14 protein-coding genes are annotated in these 17161 nt (G+C 56.7%); 7 read left to right on the forward strand and 7 right to left on the reverse strand.

Translation table 11 applies throughout. The features are described from left to right. Positions 1-405: 405 nt before the first annotated feature. The 3 genes from ACFOTD_RS34030 to ACFOTD_RS34040 are packed head-to-tail and all read right to left on the reverse strand — an operon-like array spanning position 406 to position 3245. Positions 406-1422, reverse strand: coding sequence for a zinc-binding alcohol dehydrogenase family protein (locus ACFOTD_RS34030; protein WP_378124443.1), 1017 nt, complete (start codon positions 1420-1422; stop codon positions 406-408). Next, positions 1419-2372, reverse strand: a complete 954-nt coding sequence (locus tag ACFOTD_RS34035) for an aldo/keto reductase (protein ID WP_378124444.1) — start codon at positions 2370-2372, stop codon at positions 1419-1421. Before ACFOTD_RS34035 ends, ACFOTD_RS34030 begins: the two co-directional genes overlap by 4 nt. A gap of 42 nt (positions 2373-2414) precedes the next feature. Beyond that, the gene (locus ACFOTD_RS34040) at positions 2415-3245 is read right to left on the reverse strand and encodes an amidohydrolase family protein (protein ID WP_378124445.1); all 831 of its coding nucleotides are present in this window, start codon (positions 3243-3245) and stop codon (positions 2415-2417) included. A gap of 145 nt (positions 3246-3390) precedes the next feature. On the opposite strand from ACFOTD_RS34040, the gene ACFOTD_RS34045 reads away from it, so the two are divergent. Continuing rightward, positions 3391-4263, forward strand: coding sequence for a helix-turn-helix domain-containing protein (locus tag ACFOTD_RS34045; protein ID WP_378124446.1), 873 nt, complete (start codon positions 3391-3393; stop codon positions 4261-4263). 16 nt (positions 4264-4279) lie between these two features. On the opposite strand, the gene ACFOTD_RS34050 is transcribed toward ACFOTD_RS34045, so the two are convergent. From ACFOTD_RS34050 to ACFOTD_RS34060, 3 genes are all read right to left on the reverse strand, one after another. Continuing rightward, positions 4280-5890 (reverse strand): helix-turn-helix domain-containing protein, encoded by a 1611-nt coding sequence (locus tag ACFOTD_RS34050; protein ID WP_378124447.1) that lies wholly within the window; start codon positions 5888-5890, stop codon positions 4280-4282. 152 nt (positions 5891-6042) lie between these two features. Continuing rightward, positions 6043-7059, reverse strand: coding sequence for an ABC transporter substrate-binding protein (locus ACFOTD_RS34055; RefSeq protein WP_378124448.1), 1017 nt, complete (start codon positions 7057-7059; stop codon positions 6043-6045). Positions 7060-7207: 148 nt separating this feature from the next. Continuing rightward, the gene (locus ACFOTD_RS34060) at positions 7208-8176 is read right to left on the reverse strand and encodes an AraC family transcriptional regulator N-terminal domain-containing protein (RefSeq protein ID WP_378124449.1); all 969 of its coding nucleotides are present in this window, start codon (positions 8174-8176) and stop codon (positions 7208-7210) included. Positions 8177-8319: 143 nt separating this feature from the next. Here ACFOTD_RS34060 and ACFOTD_RS34065 point away from each other — a divergent pair, with 143 nt between their 5' ends. Beyond that, positions 8320-9735: an MFS transporter gene (locus tag ACFOTD_RS34065; RefSeq protein ID WP_378124450.1), complete on the forward strand. Its 1416-nt coding sequence runs from the start codon at positions 8320-8322 to the stop codon at positions 9733-9735. An 89-nt stretch (positions 9736-9824) separates the two neighbouring features. Here the strand turns inward: ACFOTD_RS34065 and ACFOTD_RS34070 are convergent, their stop codons facing one another. After that, positions 9825-10214: a hypothetical protein gene (locus ACFOTD_RS34070; RefSeq protein ID WP_378124451.1), complete on the reverse strand. Its 390-nt coding sequence runs from the start codon at positions 10212-10214 to the stop codon at positions 9825-9827. A 493-nt stretch (positions 10215-10707) separates the two neighbouring features. Here ACFOTD_RS34070 and ACFOTD_RS34075 point away from each other — a divergent pair, with 493 nt between their 5' ends. The 5 genes from ACFOTD_RS34075 (at position 10708) to ACFOTD_RS34095 (ending at position 16774) form a co-directional block, all read left to right on the forward strand. Then, positions 10708-11772: an LLM class flavin-dependent oxidoreductase gene (locus ACFOTD_RS34075; RefSeq protein WP_378124452.1), complete on the forward strand. Its 1065-nt coding sequence runs from the start codon at positions 10708-10710 to the stop codon at positions 11770-11772. 175 nt (positions 11773-11947) lie between these two features. Beyond that, on the forward strand, positions 11948-12985 hold the full coding sequence (locus ACFOTD_RS34080; RefSeq protein ID WP_378124453.1) for a LacI family DNA-binding transcriptional regulator: 1038 nt from the start codon (positions 11948-11950) through the stop codon (positions 12983-12985). A gap of 159 nt (positions 12986-13144) precedes the next feature. Next, entirely contained in the window at positions 13145-14047 is a 903-nt protein-coding gene (locus ACFOTD_RS34085; RefSeq protein WP_378124454.1) for a sugar phosphate isomerase/epimerase family protein, read from the forward strand. Between the two features lie 25 nt (positions 14048-14072). After that, entirely contained in the window at positions 14073-15290 is a 1218-nt protein-coding gene (locus ACFOTD_RS34090; RefSeq protein ID WP_378124455.1) for a carbohydrate kinase family protein, read from the forward strand. A 47-nt stretch (positions 15291-15337) separates the two neighbouring features. Continuing rightward, positions 15338-16774 carry an L-fucose/L-arabinose isomerase family protein gene (locus tag ACFOTD_RS34095; RefSeq protein WP_378124456.1) on the forward strand — a complete coding sequence of 479 codons (1437 nt, stop codon included), beginning with the start codon at positions 15338-15340 and terminating at the stop codon, positions 16772-16774. Positions 16775-17161: the final 387 nt, after the last annotated feature.

Raw genomic sequence — 17161 nt, forward strand, 5'->3', positions numbered from 1 at the left:
GCTCATGCAATGGAAAAAGCGGAATAGAACTCCCGCGCCTTCGCTTGGGCTGCGTCCCCCAACTTCTCGACATCTACATGCGTATAACGATGAGATGCCTTACTTACACAAACTTCTTGACGCTACCTGGTCGGCAGAAAATAACTGTATAAATGCAGGTTTTCGACCCGCAAACACCTGAAAAGCTCCGGCACGTCGAAAGTGCACTTCCCTGTCCACCAGTCGCCCCAGCCCGCGTCAGGCACTTCCCTGTCCACCAATCGCCCCAGCCCGCGTCAGGCACTTCCCTGTCATCGAATCGCCGCAGCCCGCGTCAGGAGTAAAACATCATAGCAATGACAAAAAGACCGGCAGGCACAAGGCCCAGCCGATCGGATGCATTTTTCTTCTGGCGTTTAAACTCACCTAAAGCGTTACAACCGCTTTGATCACTTTTGACTCGGGCTTCAGCCAATCCTCGAATCGCCCGATCATATCGCCGAAGTCTGCGCGGTGCGTGATATAACGGTCGACATCGATCGCCCCGGAAGCCATGACCTCCATTACGCGCTCAAAGTCTTCCCGGGTCGCGTTGCGGCTCCCCATCAGCGTCAGCTCGCGCTTGTGGAATTCGGGGTCGTGGAATTGGATATCGGCGCTGACCAAGCCGACGTAGACCAACCTGCCTCCATGCGCCGTGTACGCGAATGCCGCGCTCATCGACTGCGCATTGCCCGTGGCGTCGAATACGACGCTTGGCAGCTCGCCGCCGTTTACAGCGAGCAACCTGCCGAGCGGATCCGATAGCGCATCTACCGTATCGTCGATTCCGGCCCAGTCGCGGCTAAAGGCAAGCCGGTCCTCGTTGACGTCCATCGCGACGACCTTGGCGCCCCGCGACTTGGCGAACGCCATGACGCCCAGCCCGATGGGACCGCCGCCGATCACAAGCGCGGTTTCGCCCGCCGCCAGCCCTGACCGGCGCACCGCGTGCGCGCCGATCGCGAACGGCTCCAGCATCGCAGCCTGGTCGAGCATCAGCTCGTTCGCTGCGATCAGATGCGAGACCGGCACGGAGATCCGCTCCCGCATGCCGCCGTCGATGTGGACGCCTAGCACCTTCATATCCGTGCAGCAGTTGGTCTTGCCGCCGCGGCAGGCGATGCAGGTCCCGCAGTGCATATACGGAATGACGCCGACCCGATCGCCGACCCGAAGCCCTTCCTCGTTCGGACCGATCTTTTCGATAATGCCGGACAGCTCATGCCCCAGTATGCGGGGATAAGTAAAAAACGGTTGTCTGCCTCTGTAGGCATGGAGGTCGGTTCCGCAAATGCCGATTCGCTTAATGGTTACGACGGCACAACCGGCGGCCGGCGCCGGCTCAGGCAGATCGTGCATAAACGCAAAACGTCCGATCTCCGCGCATACGATGCCTCTCATTTTTTAGCGCCTCCGATCCCCGCGTTATACTCGTCGCGTCCGCTGACCCATGTCCGGTCGCGAACGGGCGCAAGGATCGCGAGAACCTCGGCCAGGAGGCTCTCGTCCATCGGTTCGTCTGTCCAGGAAACGTTCTTCCGAATGTTGTCCGGATTGGCCGTGCTGACGAGCGTCGTCGGGATTCGGGCGTTCGAGGTGGAAAACTGGATCGCCAGCCTGGCGATATCCGCTCCCTGCGCTTCGCAATGCAGCGCTGCCGCACGACAAGCAGCCTTGATCTCCCGCGAAGCAGGATGCCAGTCGGGCGCGCCGCGCGTGCCGAGCAGACCCATGGAGAGCGGCGAAGCGTTGACCAGGCCGATGCCGTTCTCTTCAAGACGGGGCAGCAATCCGGACAAGCTGGTATCGTTTAACGAATAATGGCAGTAGGAAATGATGCAATCGACATCTTCAAGAGGAATAAAGGTCTCGAACAGCGCGAGCGGAAGGCCGCAGATCCCGCCGAACCGGATCTTGCCGAGGTCCTTCAGCCGCCGCAGCGCCGGAATCGCTTCTTTTAAAATGATGTCTGCCGGCACGAATTCGATATCATGCAAATACAAAACATCGAGCTCGTCTACGTTCAGCCTTGCAAGGCTCTCGTCCACGCTTGCCACGATCCGGTCAAAGGAAAAATCGAACGTATCGGCGCCATAGCGGCCCGCCTTCGTCGACAGGATAAACTTGTCGCGCGGAATATTCTGAAGCGCTTTGCCGAGCACGGTCTCCGCTTTGGTCAATCCGTAGTAGGGAGAGACATCGATATAATTGATCCCGGCATCGATCGCCGCGTGAACGGTTCTTACGCTCTCTCCTTCATCCGTCTCCCGAAACACCGAGCCCAGCGAAGAAGCGCCGAAGCTTAATACGGAGACGTCGAGGTCCGTATTCCCTAATTTACGGTACTTCATTTTCGCCAATTCACCTCGTTGTCCATAATCGCTCGCGCCGCATCACAGCCGGTAAAAGGCCTTGGCATTCAGTCCGAACAGCTTCTCCCGCTCTTCGTCTCCCCACGTGTCCGGCAGCGCGCGCTCTAAAATATCGACCACCTCGTCGTAGCCGGCCGCCAGCAAGCAGACAGGCCAATCGCTGCCGAACATGACCCGATCCGGTCCGAAGCACGCCAAGACATGACGGACGTAGGGAATAAACTGTTCGGCCTTCCAGCGTTCGTGGTCCGCTTCGGTCACCATGCCCGACAGCTTGCAGTACAAGTTCGCGTGCGAAGCCAGCTCCGCGATCTGGTCCGCCCAAGGCTCCATCGCGCCTTCGGCGATACGGGGCTTGGCGATATGGTCGATCACGCCGTGCAAGCCCGGCACTTGCTTCACAAGCTCGATCAGCGGCTCAAGTTGATCGGACTTCACGAGCAAATCGACAGCAATGCCTTGCACCGCATAGCTTCGCAGCGCCTCGACATACGCCGGATCGACAATAACGCGGGCATCGGGCATATCCTGGATCGTGATCCGGAATCCGACGAACTTCGGATGCCGGGCGAAGCGTTCGAAATGGACCGGATGGCTCGCATCCGCCAGATCCAGAAAGCCCACGACGCCTTTAATCGAATCGTCTGTCGCGGCGAGCGACAAGAGGAATTCCGTCTCCTCGGGCGTCGGCGCGGCTTGTACGACAATCGACCCGTCCAACCGGTGCGCGTCCAGATGAGACTTCAGATCAGGCGGCAAAAAGTCCCTATTCAAAACCGGGATGTCCGGCGTGAGCCAGCCATAATCGCCCCGTTCGATCTGCCAATAATGCTGATGCGCATCGATTCTCATACCGCAACTCCCTTATGGCGAAATATTGTAACCGTTCTCTCTTTATTCTAGCATCTCAGATTCATTATAAAATTGCGTCAGCTTGCAATTTTATATCCTTTTTTGATATTTTGATAAGAAATCGCCGATCGCAGGTGCCGACCGTATGAAGCCTATTTTTAAACCCTTTAATGCCTCGCCGGATTTTCCTTTTTCGTTCGTATACAGAGACACAAAGACGAAGCAGCGCGAGCTGCCCGACCATTTGCACGACTGGTACGAGATGGTGTACGTTCACGGCGGCAAAGGAACCTTTTTTATCGACCGTACCTTTTACGACATGAACGCCGGCAGCCTGTTTCTCATCCCGGGCAACACGATCCATCGCGCATTTCCGGATCATGAAGACCCGGTCACGTCCACCGCGCTCTTTTTCAATCCGGCGCTGGTGCAGGCACAGTCGCTCGGAGAGCCGTTTTCCTATTTGCAGGGCTTCGATTGGAGCAAGCTGAACCGCATCTACAGATTGCTTTGCGGCCCGGACCTGGCGGCGGGATTCGAGCAAGGCTTGCGGGAGATCGACGAAGAACTGCGGGCTTCGAAAACGGGAATGCGGCATGCCGTATCCTTGCTGCTGCAGCGGATTCTGCTATCCGTCAATCGGGAGCTGGGCACGGGAGGACGCGGCCAGACTGCGCAGGCGCCGGCAATCGGCCCGCTCTGGATGCGCGACACGCTGCTATTTATCGATACGCATTACGCAGACGATATCGGGCTCCGCGAGCTGAGCAAGCGGGCGTCCGTCAGCCCTGCCCACTTCAGCCGGGTCTTCAAGCAGATGACCGGCATGAACGTCACTGGCTTTATCGCCGCGAAGCGCATCGTCAAAGCCAAGGAGATGCTGCTGGCGACGGATCGCGGCGTGGCCCAGATCGCCGCCGAATGCGGCTTCGAGAGCCTGCCTCACTTCCATCGGCTGTTCAAGCGCATCGTCGGCGTTACGCCGGCCGCCTATCGCCGCCGGCCGTCGCTGGATTAATCGCTCTTCGTCTCTGTCAACCGCCCATCACCTTTAGCACATCGTGGATCTTGCGGCTATGGGAGAGCACGCCGTAATTCATCCAGGCCATAAAATCTACCTCGTATACGCGATTTGCTCTGACGGCCCGCAAGCTTTTCCACGCGCTGGAATCGAGCAGCTCCCGGCCGTCCTGACCTTCGAACGTAACGAACAGGTGATCGGCGTCAAGCATCTCCAGCTGCTCCGGGGTCAGATCGATTCGCCGGGTGCCCGGCGCCATGCTCCGCACGATGTCAGGCTCGGAGAGTCCGAGCCCTCGGTAGAGCAGCGGCCCTGTATAACCCGAGCTGCTCCCTCCGTACAGCGCGACCGAGCGACCCGAGATTCGCAGCACGGCTACGGACTGCCCGCCCGACAAACGTCCGAGCCGGTGCCGCGCGTCCGCGATCTGGCGCTCGAGCGTCTCGATGGCCTCCGACGCTTGTTGCTGCCTGCCTAACACATTGCCGATCGATCTCAGCATAAATCTCCAATCTTCGCCGTTGAAGGGAATTTTGAATACCGGGGAAATCCGGCTGTATCGTTCCAGACCCCACCTTCGGTATCCATCGTCCAAGATGATAAATTCGGGCCGATGGCCGGAGAGAACCGTCCAATCGTCCGATGCGATATCAAAATCGGGTACGCCGCGGAGCCCCAGATAATCCTGCCTGCCCCACGGACGATGGGTGCACTGCAAGATCGGCGTTACGCCGAGCGCGACCAAATAATCCTCCAGAAATGGAGCGAAAATGCGCGTTCTCCCGCTATTGCGGGTGCGATATTGTCCAGGCGTGACCCCGATTTTTTGCTTGAATTTCCGGTTGAAATAATATTCGTTGCTGTACCCGACCGCATGCGCGATCTCTTTGAGCTTGTCCTCGGTCAGCAGCAGCAGTTCTTGCGCTTTGTCGATCCGGACGGTGTTCAAAAAATCGATCGGAAGCTGTCCCGTCTCTTCTTTGAATAGCTGTGTATAACGCCAGCGATGGGTCGCAGCCATGTCGGCAAGCCGTCCGATCGTCAGCGGCTCAGCGTAATGGTCTCTTACGTATTCGACCGATTGGGTCACGGCTTGCCGCACCGTATGGTCGCAGACCGCAGCGCCGCGATAGTCCCTCAGCAGCGACAGCAACAGTCTCTGGAAACGAACTTGCCGGTCCCATTGATCCAGCTCGTCGCGTTCGGCGCGGCTCCGATGCAAATGCTCCGCCTCCGGCAGCGTGCCGGCCGCGGCCGCTCCGAACGCATGCGTCCATGATGCGAGCCAGGCATCGAGCGCCGTCACGCCGGTCATGCCATCCGGCCTGCTCTGCCGCCCGGCCGCCTCAAAGTCGATTCGATAGCCCGTCGCGCCACCCGCTCCGGCTTCAAGCCTGCAGATCGCGTGAGGACGCAGCATCAGGCCGGTACCCCTTTCAAGCATCGTTTGTTTATTTTCCAACAGCGCCTCTCCGCCGCCGCCTGCGATCAACAATAGCATATAGTCGCCCGAAGACATTGCCATCCCTTGTCCCGCTTCGACTGTGAAAGACTCGGATTTGACCATGCGAAAAAGAATCGTCTCTCTTGCTGTCTCCATGTCGCTTTGCCCGTTGTTTGCCATGGTGTCCCCCACTCGCTGATAACCGTTCTCATTTACCCATAAGCGTAGTTTAAATAAAAAAAGAAAGCTCTTCAATCCTCAAATTGAAAAGCTTTCCGTATTCGAGTATGCGAGTAAGCGAGTAAGCGAGTAAGCGAGTAAGGGACATCTTGTTACTTGACCATCAGCTTCAGGAGATCGTCGATCTTCATGCCGTTGGCCGTAATGGCCCCGCTCTGCCAGTAGCTGCGGTCGACCTTGTACACATGCCCGTTTTTAAACGCCGGCACCGATTTCCACATCGGACTGTCCAGCAGCGTAAACGCATCCTGGTTTTCCGCGGTCTGCCAATCCCCGTTGGAAGGAATGACGATGATGTGGTCCGCATCAAGCATCGAAAACGCCTCTTCGGATAAAATTTCCTGGAATTCGGTCATTTTTTCTACCATCGGATGAGGCGTAAGCCCCAATTCGTCAAATAGGATGCTGCCCGCATACCGATTCTTGGCGCCGAACAGCGCGATCGTCCGATCGCCGACATTGACGCGGATGACCGCCACCGTCTCTTGGCCTACGGCTTGCGCCAGTTTGGCTTTGGCATCCGCTACTTTGGCTTCGTATGCTGCAGCCACGCTCTCGGCCTTTTCAGGAACGCCTACGACATCGGCGATCGTTTTCAAAATCTGATCCGGACTTTGCAAGATAGCCTCGGGCAGCCTGAAGGTCGGCGCTACTTTGGAATATTGATCGTAAGCCGCGCGATCGACGGCGCCGTCGAGAATGATCAGATCGGGCGTTTGCGCCAGCAGCGCCTCGATGCTGCCCGAGTTATCGAATAACGGCACGTCCAGATTCAAGTAATCCTGTTTGCCCCACATCGGGTTGTACCACTGGACGACAGGCGTGATGTCAAGCGCCTTCAAGTAATCCTCCAGATAGATGGCCGCGATCCGCTTCGGATGCGCCGGCACGGTAACCTCGCCGAACTCGTCCCTGACGGTGCGCGTCTGCGCATTCGTCGCCGCGCCCGCTTCCGTCGATGCCTGCGCGTTTTCCCCAGCCGTGGACGCCGACGCCGACTGCGTCGAAGCTCCGTTCTGCTTGTTCGCCTCGGAGCCGCAAGCTGCGAGCAAACCTAAACCTAACACCGCAACCATCGTGGTCGCCGTTTTTTGAATCCATCCAGACATAACGATCTTCTCCCCCGGTTTCTTTATCACTGATATTCATTCTCAGTGGATAAACCTAGGTTAGCGCAGCGGGGGAACGGAAACAATGCACTTTTTATCGCGGATTTTTTATACATATGGGGCGTTTATCGGGACAGTTAACCGTGTCTCACCGATCCTCGAACCCCCAACCGGCCGAGGATCTCTTCATTGCCTTGATATCCTGCAGCGGCGGCAGGCCGAACAACCTGCGGTATTCCCGATTGAACTGCGACGGACTTTCGTAGCCGACCGCCATCGCAGCCGTCGTCGCGCCTACCGGTCCGCTCAGCATCATGCGCCTCGCTTCCTGGAGGCGAAGCTGCTTCTGATATTGTAGGGGTCCGATGGTCGTAATCGCTTTAAACTTGTGATGGAGACCCGAAGTGCTCATATTGCAGGATTTGGCCAGCTCCTCGACGGTAAAGGAGCGCGCATAGTTCTCCTTGATCCACTGAATTGCCTTGCCTACGCCGTCCGCCCGTTGATCGAACAAAACCTTTTGAAAAAACAAGTGGCCGAAATCGCCCGACAGCAGATTAAAAATCATTTCTCGTTTGAGCAGCTCCGACAGAAAACGCGACTCGTGAGGCTTGTCGATCAGCTTCAACAGCCGCGCAAAGATGTCCAGCAGCGCGGCATCCGACTTGCCGATAAAAGCGCCCGCGTTCAAACCTTTCTCCTTCGGCTCCGCATCGATTCCCGCCTCCATGACCACGGAAGCGATCTCCTGCGTCGTAAAGTCGATTCGCAAACCGATATAAGGCGATTGCTCCGAAACGCCGACGACTTGCGAGGAGGCCGGTATATCGATCAGCGATGCCAAGTAATCGCCCGCCGCATAATGGTACACTTCCTGGCCTAGATAGAGCTTCTTCGCGCCTTGAAGAATCAGACAAAAAGAAGGCGTCAGAACGCCGGGACTTCGCTGCGTCTCGCGGCTGTGCTTGACGATCGAAAAGTACGGAACGGCGGTTGACGTCCGTCCTTCTGGCAGCGGCATCCGATTCGTTGAGGCTATAAGCTGGTCCAGCGCCTTCTTATGAATGGAAACCGGCTTTTCAAGCGTCGCATGAGGATCCGATCTTAACTCCGGCATATCGCTCGACCTCCTTCATTCCTCCAACTATCATATTGCAGCTTTAGGCAATTTTCAAGCAGGAACGGTCTACTTCCCGCTCCCGCTTCCATCCATAATACAGATCAGAGCCATACATTCTATCGGGAAAGGAACATGCTTACATGTTGCAATCAAAAGGCATTATATTAACGATTATCATTGCATGCCAGCTGCTCGTCGTACTGGACGCCTCCGTTATGGTGACGTCGATCCCCGAGATCGGCCGTTCGCTGCATATGTCGACCGTCAGCCTAACATGGGTTCAAAACAGCTATATTTTAGCCTTCGGCGGATTTCTGCTGTTAGGCGCCCGGGCGGGAGACCTGCTGGGCCGAAGAAGGATGCTCGGGGCGGGGATCGGGCTATTCACCTTGACCTCGCTGCTCGCAGGCTTAGCGCCGACAGCCGAAGTGCTGCTCGTGTCCCGCGCTTTCCAGGGCTTTGCGGCCGCGCTGGCTACGCCGGCTGCGCTGGCTCTGTTGTCAGCGACGTTTACGGAGGAAAAGGAGCGGTCCGGGGCGATCGCGATGTACAGCGCGGTTGCAGGTGCAGGCGGCGGGATCGGGCTGCTGCTCGGCGGATTTTTTACCGATTTTATTTCATGGCGCGTCGGCATGTTTATCAATGTACCCATCGGCATCGTTTTAATGTATCTGGTGTGGCGTTACGTGACGGAATCAGAGACGAGGACCGGCCGGTTCGATCTGTGGGGCGCGCTGACGTCCGTCGTCGGCATGACCGGGTTGGTTTACGGCTTTGTCCAAGCCGCGGGTCAAGGCTGGGGTTCGGCGGGGACCTGGATCTGGCTCGTCGTCGGAATCGTGTCGCTGACCGCCTTCGTGCTTGTCGAAAAGCGTGCGGTCGAGCCGATCGTGCCGCTGCGGTTGTTCGCGAGCCGTCAGCGCTCGGGGGCCTATCTGGGTCGGTTTCTGCTGGTCGGCGGCAACTTTTCGCTCTTTTTCTTTATCCCGCAATATTTGCAAAATGTGCTTGGCTTCGGTTCTCTTGAAGCGGGCTTAGCCTTTCTTCCGTTTTCCGCGGCGCAATTCGGCATGATGTTCGTCATGCAAAGCCTTGTTCGCCGTTACGGCAACCGGAAATTGTTGATCGTCGGTCTGCTGCTGGCAGTCCTCGGGACGCTGTGGATGAGCCGGACGATCGCCGCGCAAACGGGGTATTTCCCGCAAATGTTTTTCCTGATGGCCATCATGGGCATCGGGTCCGGCTTGATGTTCCAGCCGCTCACCGCGCTTGGGCTCTCGAACGTCGACGCTCGCGATTCAGGCGCGGCCTCGGGCCTGATCAATGTCGCGCATCAGAGCGGCGCCTCGCTGGGCCTCGCGATTCTCGTCACGGTATTTAACATGTCGGTGCATGCCGATCAGCCTTCCAAAGTCCAATTCGCGCATGCCGTATCGCATAGCTTGCTCGGCTCGGCCGTCTTTCAGGCATCCGCCCTGGCGGCGTCGCTTCTCCTGCTGATGTCTGTGCGCACATGGGCCCAAAAACCGAAGCGTCTCTCGGCTCGCCGGCGTTAAGACTTAAAGACCGAACTTCGTCGAACAAGCCAACCGTGCCACGACTTCAACTAGGGATTCGTCCTTGGCCGCGGTACGGTTGGCGCTGCTCAAAACTGATCCGTTACGTCCTCCCATCCCGACAAATCGGGCAGCTTCTGCATTCCCCAATAATCGAGACACATGCGAATCGCTTCATCCTTGTCCGTCGTCGAATAACTGTAATGACTAAAGGTTCCGTCAGCGTGCTCCAAGCGCAGTTCAACGCTGAATCCTCCGTCTTCATCGGGAGTAGGAATGGCTTGCATATAGACGCTTCCGCCAATCGGAGCGCTCGGCTCTAGTACAATAAAGTCATCGGGGTCGGTTTCGAATCCCACGAGGATGTCGATAATGACGGAGGCCTCGATCGCATCGTTTTGATAAGTGGCCCCCTGCGTCGTGATGGTGTAGGTCAGATCATTTTGGCCTGCAAAAGCCTGATTCTCCAATGAAGACATTTTTTCATCTCCTCGTTAACTATTCGGATGACCTGAAAAGCTTGCATTAAAATCGCGCAGCCTCACTCAGTAGCGATCGTCGATCCTCCTAAAGTCGTCGGTTGCGAACGCGCTCCATTCCTCAATATGTAAAATAACGATCGATCGTCTCATTTAACCGTTCATTCAGGGTAAGCTCGCCGCTACGTTCGACGATAACCTCTTTTTTCGAAGATTCAGTATTTATACTGCATCCGCAAAGAATAATAAACGACGCAACAAAAAAACAGGACAAAACCAATCTTGTTCTCATCGCTTCACCGCCTCTTCCTACTGAAGCAGAAGGTTGTTGATATTGTAAATATACCCTATAATCTGTAATTTCGCTTCCTGGCCGCTCTAGTGAGCAGCTTTTTTTCCGTTATCTCATAAACATTCAATTATTAACTTACTAATATTGAGTTGCAGTAATATTTAAAGTATAATGAACTTATCTGGAAGGGAGCGATTCATCATGTCCGATCTTACGACCTCTAAAATGGAAATAGGAATCAGCACTTTTCTCGAGGCAGCACCGAGAGACGGCGGCGTTACGCATGCAGAGCGGCTGCGACAGGCGGTCGAAGAAATCAATCTGGCCGAACAGGTCGGCCTTGACGTTTATGCGATCGGCGAGCATCATCGCGCAGATTACGCGAGCTCCGCACCTGCCGTCATTCTCGCCGCCGCCGCGGCGACGACCAAGCGAATCCGGCTGTCGAGCGCCGTGACCGTCCTGTCCTCCGACGACCCGGTCCGCGTGTACCAAGCGTTCTCGACGCTGGACGGCCTGTCGGGCGGCCGGGCGGAGATTATGGCGGGCCGCGGCTCGTTTATCGAATCGTTTCCTTTGTTCGGGTACGATCTGAATCACTACGACAGCCTGTTCGACGAAAAGCTGGAGCTGTTGCTCGCGATTCGCGATTCGGAGAAGGTCAACTGGCGCGGCGGCCATCGCCCGGCCATCAAGAATCTCGGCGTCTATCCGCGCGCCGTGCAGGAGCCGCTGCCCGTATGGATCGGTACCGGCGGCAATCCGGAGTCCGCGGTTCGCGCCGGTACGCTTGGGCTTCCGGTCGTGTTCGCCATCATCGGCGGCATGCCCGAGCGGTTCGCGCCGCTCGTAGCCCTCTATAAAGAGGCGGCCGCGAAGGCCGGTCACGACGTGAGCAAGCTGCAGATCTCGACGCATTCGCACGGCTTCATCTCGGATACGACCGAGAAGGCCGCAGATTTGTTCTATCCTTCGACCGCGGCCCAGATGAACACCATCGGGCGCGAGCGCGGCTGGCCGCCCTATACCCGCGATTCGTTCGACGCAGCCCGCAGCCTGCGCGGCGCGCTCTACGTCGGCGATCCCGAGTATGTCGCCGAGAAAATCGTGCTGCTGCGCCAGAATCTGGGCCTGACACGATTCCTTTTGCACGTGGACGTCAGCACCTTGCCCCACCGCGAGCTGCTCCGCACGATCGAGCTGCTCGGCACAAAGGTCGCTCCGATCGTTCACAAGGAGCTTGCCAAGGAAGCCGCGCAAAAGTAAGGCCCCCCTGCTATCCCTCATATGCGCGAAGACAGACGAAGACCGGGCGGCGGCTGCCCGGTCTTTGTCGTCCTATTCTAACGCCCTCCCGGTCAAGTTGACAACCCTTCTATGTGTGCCTACTATTTAGATCACAGGACATCGACTGCCGAAATGCGTGATAAGGAATGATGAAATGAGCGAAGAACAGGTACGGCCTGCTGTCAAAGCCACGACCTTAAAGGATATTGCCGAGCAAACCGGCTTTACGGTCAATACGGTTTCTCGCGCGCTTAAAAATAAAGGAGATATCTCCGCGGCCACCAGCAAGCTGATTCAACAAAAGGCGCAGGAGCTCGGTTATATCGGCAATCTGATGGCCAGCTCTCTTCGTTCGGGCATCACCAAGACGATCGCCGTCATCGTCGCCGACGTCTCGAATCCCCACTTCTCCATTGCCGTCAAAGAGATCGAGCGGGCTGCGAGAATGCAGGATTATACGACGTTCATTTTAAATGCTTATGAAGACCAGGAAGCCGAGCAGAAGGCGATACAATCCGCCTTGTCCAAAAACGTGGACGGCATCATTATTTGCCCTTCCCAAGGCAACGCCAACAATCTGGCGTTTCTTGCGCGTACGGGTACCCCCTTCGTTTTGCTTGGGCGTCATATGGACGACGATACGATGGATTATGTCGTAAGCGATGACGAGAAAGGCGGGTACCTGGCCACTATGCACCTTTTGGAACGCGGGCATCGGGATATCCTGTTTCTCAATGCGCATCGTTCGATTTCCAGCTCGCGCGAGCGCCTCGAAGGCTACACCCGCGCGATGAAGGAAGCGGGCATTGCCGTGAATCCCGAGCTGATCCGCGAGGTGTCGCAGCTCTCCGGCGGCGTCCGGATCGAGCTTAGCGAAGTCATCAAATCCAAGCTGCCTTTCTCCGCGCTGTTCGCCTTTAACGATATGATGGCATGGGAGTCCATTTTTATCCTGAACAAGCATCAGATCCAGGTTCCCGATCAGATTAGCGTCGTCGGCTTCGACAATATCCAATCGCGTTTATTCATCCCTTTTCCGCTCACGAGCGTCAGCAATTCCAAAGGGAAAACCTCGCGCAAAGCGTTTGAGATTTTGCTGAAAAAAATCTATAAGCAAAATCCCGGCAAACGATATCACGAAGTCGTCGATACGCGGCTCGTCGTCCGGGATAGTACGAGATCGCTTTTGTAGCGCATCCCCTATCGATCGATAAGTGTTGGCACAGGGACCGATCCCCTGTTGGACCAGCACTTTTTTTTATGCATTGACAGCGATTCCAATCTGCTTTAATGTTTACATTATCGTTAATGTTAACGTTAATGCTACTTTATCAAAGAGGAGAATCCCTACATGGCGCTCGATTTGAAGCTTGGAATCAACATGGGCTTTGCGAATAACAAATACCCCGAGCCTCAGGTTTGGACCCGCATCGTCGCGGAAGAAATGGGACTCAAATACGTACAGTTCGTCGCCGATCTGCTTAACGTTTACCTGCCTGACGATATCGTCGAGGAGCAGACCGAGCAGATTATCGAAAATGCGGATAAATATGGCTTGTCGATTACCAGCAGCTTTCTCAGCTCGTTCACCCGGGTGAATCATTTCATGCATCCCGATGCCAAACAACGGCAAGCCTGGCTGGCCTGGTTCAAAAAGTTTGCGGTTATCTCCGCAAGAATGGGCGCCAAAATGACGGGCGGCCATCCCGGCATTCTTACTTTTTCCGACTATGACAGCCCTGCGACCCGGGAAGAACGAACGGCTGAAGGCATCAAATATTGGCAGGAGCTCAGCTGGTTCTGCAAGGAGCTTGGGATGGCCTGCATGATCTTCGAGCCGATGTCCATTCCCCGGGAGTACGCCAACACCGTCGAGGAAACGCGAGAGCTGCTCGCCAGGCTGAACGATGGCGCAGGCATCCCCTTCAAGCTTTGTCTGGATCCGGGTCACGCGCCGCATCCTAACGATCGCGATCCGTATCGCTGGATCCGCGAGCTCGGCAACGTATCCCCCATCATCCACTTGCAGCAGACCGAAGCCGGACATAGCCGGCATTGGCCGTTCACGAAGGCTTACAACGACATCGGCATCATCCACGCGGACAAGGTCATCGAAGCGCTTGAGGCATCCGGCGCCACCGAGGCGGAGCTTATTTTCGAAATTTATCATCGCGAGGCTTGGTCGTCGGAGTTCAGCATTATTCCCGATCATCAGGAATCGGTTGCTTACTGGCGGCCATATGTAAAGCAATAACGGAAGCGGCCGAAGGAGATAAACTATGACGAAAAATGGCAGTGGGGTGTCGGAGATGGCGGATGTGCTGGTATGCGGACATATCTCGGTCGACATTATCCCCAGGTTCCTCCCTGGCGAAGCGGATAGCAGCCGGATGACGCCGGGCGCTCTGATCGAGGTCGGCGAAGCGGAATTTTGCACCGGAGGCGCCGTATCGAATACGGGGATTGCCCTGCACCGGCTCGGCACGCACGTACGCTTAGTCGGGAAGGTCAGCGACGATTTCTTCGGCAGCCTGACGCTTAACCTGCTCAGGGAAGTCCATCCTGCGCTGACCGAGGGCATCGCCCAAGCTGCGGGAGAAACCAGCTCGTATACGCTGGTGGTCAATCCGCCCGGAACGGACCGCACTTTTATTCATTGCCCCGGCACCAACGATACGTTCTCGATGCAAGATATCGCTTGGGACAAGTGTCATGCGGCCCGCCACTTCCATTTCGGCTATCCGCCGCTCATGAAGGGCATGTACGACGACGGCGGCGATCGGCTGACCGCTATTCTGAAGAGCGCCAGGGAGAAAGGGATGACCGTCTCGCTGGACATGGCCATGCCCGGCAAAGGAACGGCGGCTTACGAAGCGGACTGGACCGGTCTATTATCCAAGGCGCTCCCTAACGTCGACGTGTTCATGCCCAGTCTCGAAGAGATGCTGATGATGGTCAATCGCGACCTGTATGAGCAATTGGCGCTATCCGGGGATGAGCTCTGCGAATCGGTATCCGTCGAGACGATCCGGGCGCTCGCCGCAAGCCTGCTAGCCATGGGCTGCAGCATCGTCGTGCTCAAGCTCGGCGCCTCGGGCTTGTATATGCGCAGCGCTTCGCAATTGTCGACCGTCCTTGCAGGCCGGCTGCCGCCGACAACGGTCGAAGCTTGGAGCGACAGAGAGTTGTGGGCGCCCTGCTTTCGTACAACCGTTGCGGGAACTACGGGCGCCGGCGACTGTACGATCGCAGGGTTCATTCAGGGCCTCCTCTTGCAGTTCGGACCCGAGGATACGATGACGAGCGCCGTGGCGGTCGGCGCCTGCAGCGTCGAGCATCTCGGGGCGACGAGCGGGATCGTGCCGTGGGATCGGGTGCAGGAAAGAATACGCTCGGGCTGGGAGCGGCTCCCCGTCGGCAGACCGCTTGCGGACTGGCGCCGGGAAGATCAAGCGGGCATATGGACGGGACCGGAAGATCGCCGTCGCAACGCATAAAGGAAAGCATTCATATTCTGGGGACTTAACCATCGGAGGGACGATCTATGGCGCAAAAACAGATCAAACGCGCAAAGCTGGGCGTTATCGTAGGCAACCGTGGCTTTTTTCCCGATCATCTGTGCGAATCGGGGCGCACGCAAATTCTCCGCGTGCTGGAGGAAGAAGGCATCGACGCTGTCATTCTGGATGTCGCGGATACGAAATACGGCGCTGTCATGACGCTGGACGACGCCAAAGCCTGCGGAAATTTATTTAAGGCGAACCGCGATCATATTGACGGCATCCTCGTCACGCTGCCCAACTTCGGCGACGAGAAGGCTATCGCCAATACGATTCGCTACTCGGGGCTGAACGTACCCGTACTCGTCCATGCCTTTAACGACGACATGACCAAGATGGGCATCCGGGACCGGCGCGACAGCTTCTGCGGGAAAATGTCCGTCTGCAACAACCTCCATCAATACGGCATTCCGTTCTCCCTGACCACGCTCCATACCGTCGATCCGACGAGTGAGAGCTTCCGCAAGGATCTGCGCCGTTTCGCGGGCACTTGCCGCGTCGTCCGGTCGCTCCGCAACGCCCGTCTGGGCTCGATCGGCGCACGTCCGGCATCGTTCAATACGGTCCGCTACAGCGAGAAACTCCTGGAGCGCTCCGGCATCACGATCGAGACGCTGGATCTGTCCGAAGTGTTCGGCCGCGCGAACAAACGCAAAGAAAGCGATGCAGCCGTTAAACGCAAGCTCGAGGAAATTGCGGCGTACGTGGACGTAAAGGGTTTTCCCCGGGAGAATCTCGTTCGCATGGCGTCGCTCGGCGTCGTCGTCGAGGAATGGATGAACGAAAACGACCTCGCGGGCACTGCGCTGCAATGCTGGACGTCGATGGAGGAGTACTTTGGCATCGTGCCGTGCACGATCATGAGCATGCTGAGCAGCAGCCTGATTCCGAGCGCCTGCGAGGTCGACATCACCGGCCTGGTCGGCATGTACGCGCTCCAACAGGCATCGGGCAGGCCAAGCGCGCTGCTCGATTGGAACAACAATTACGGAGAGGATCCGGACAAGGGCGTCGTGTTCCACTGCAGCAACCTGCCGAAGGAAGTATTCGAAGAAATCCGTATGGACTATCATGAGATTTTATCCGGCACCGTGGGCAGGGAAAATACGCTCGGCACGATTCAGGGGCGAATTAAAGCGAGTCCCTTCACGTACTGCGGCATTACGACCGACGATTTGAACGGCGGCATCGCGGCTTATACGGGCGAAGGACTGTTCACGCGCGATCCGCTGCTGACGTTCGGCGGGTACGGCGTCGTGCAGGTGCCGAAGTTTCAGAAGCTGCTTCGGTATATTTGCGAGAGCGGCTTCGAGCATCACGTATCCTCCAACATGTCGTCGGTCGCGGATTCCCTGGAGGAAGCGTTCGGCAAATATATGGGCTGGCAAACCTATCGTCATGAAGCGGAGAGCCCTTACTGAGCGGAGAACTCATACTGAGCGGATAGCCCTTACTGAGCGGAGAACCCTTACTGAGCGGACGGAACTCCTCGCGATGGTTATCGCGCACCCGTTCCGTTAGGCTGGCCGATACCGCACACGCGACGTTCTTTTGCCGTAATGCCTGCAAATATACATCTATTTTCGCCGTTGTCGACCCTTTTGAGAAGAAAAGATGCAGAAATGCATGTATTTCCCTCCATCAAACCGATTTCCGGCTAGTCTGCGAGAATTACCTGCACATTCTCCTAGGCCCCCTAATCAAATTGGAGTCCCTCCCTACAATGTTTTAAACTAGGGATAAGGGAGATGAGCGGGATGGGAAAAAGGTTAAAGGAAGAAACACGGCTTAGAATTGTTAAGGAAGCA

Source organism: Cohnella sp. GCM10012308, assembly GCF_042649185.1.
Classification (GTDB): Bacteria; Bacillota; Bacilli; order Paenibacillales; family Paenibacillaceae; genus Cohnella.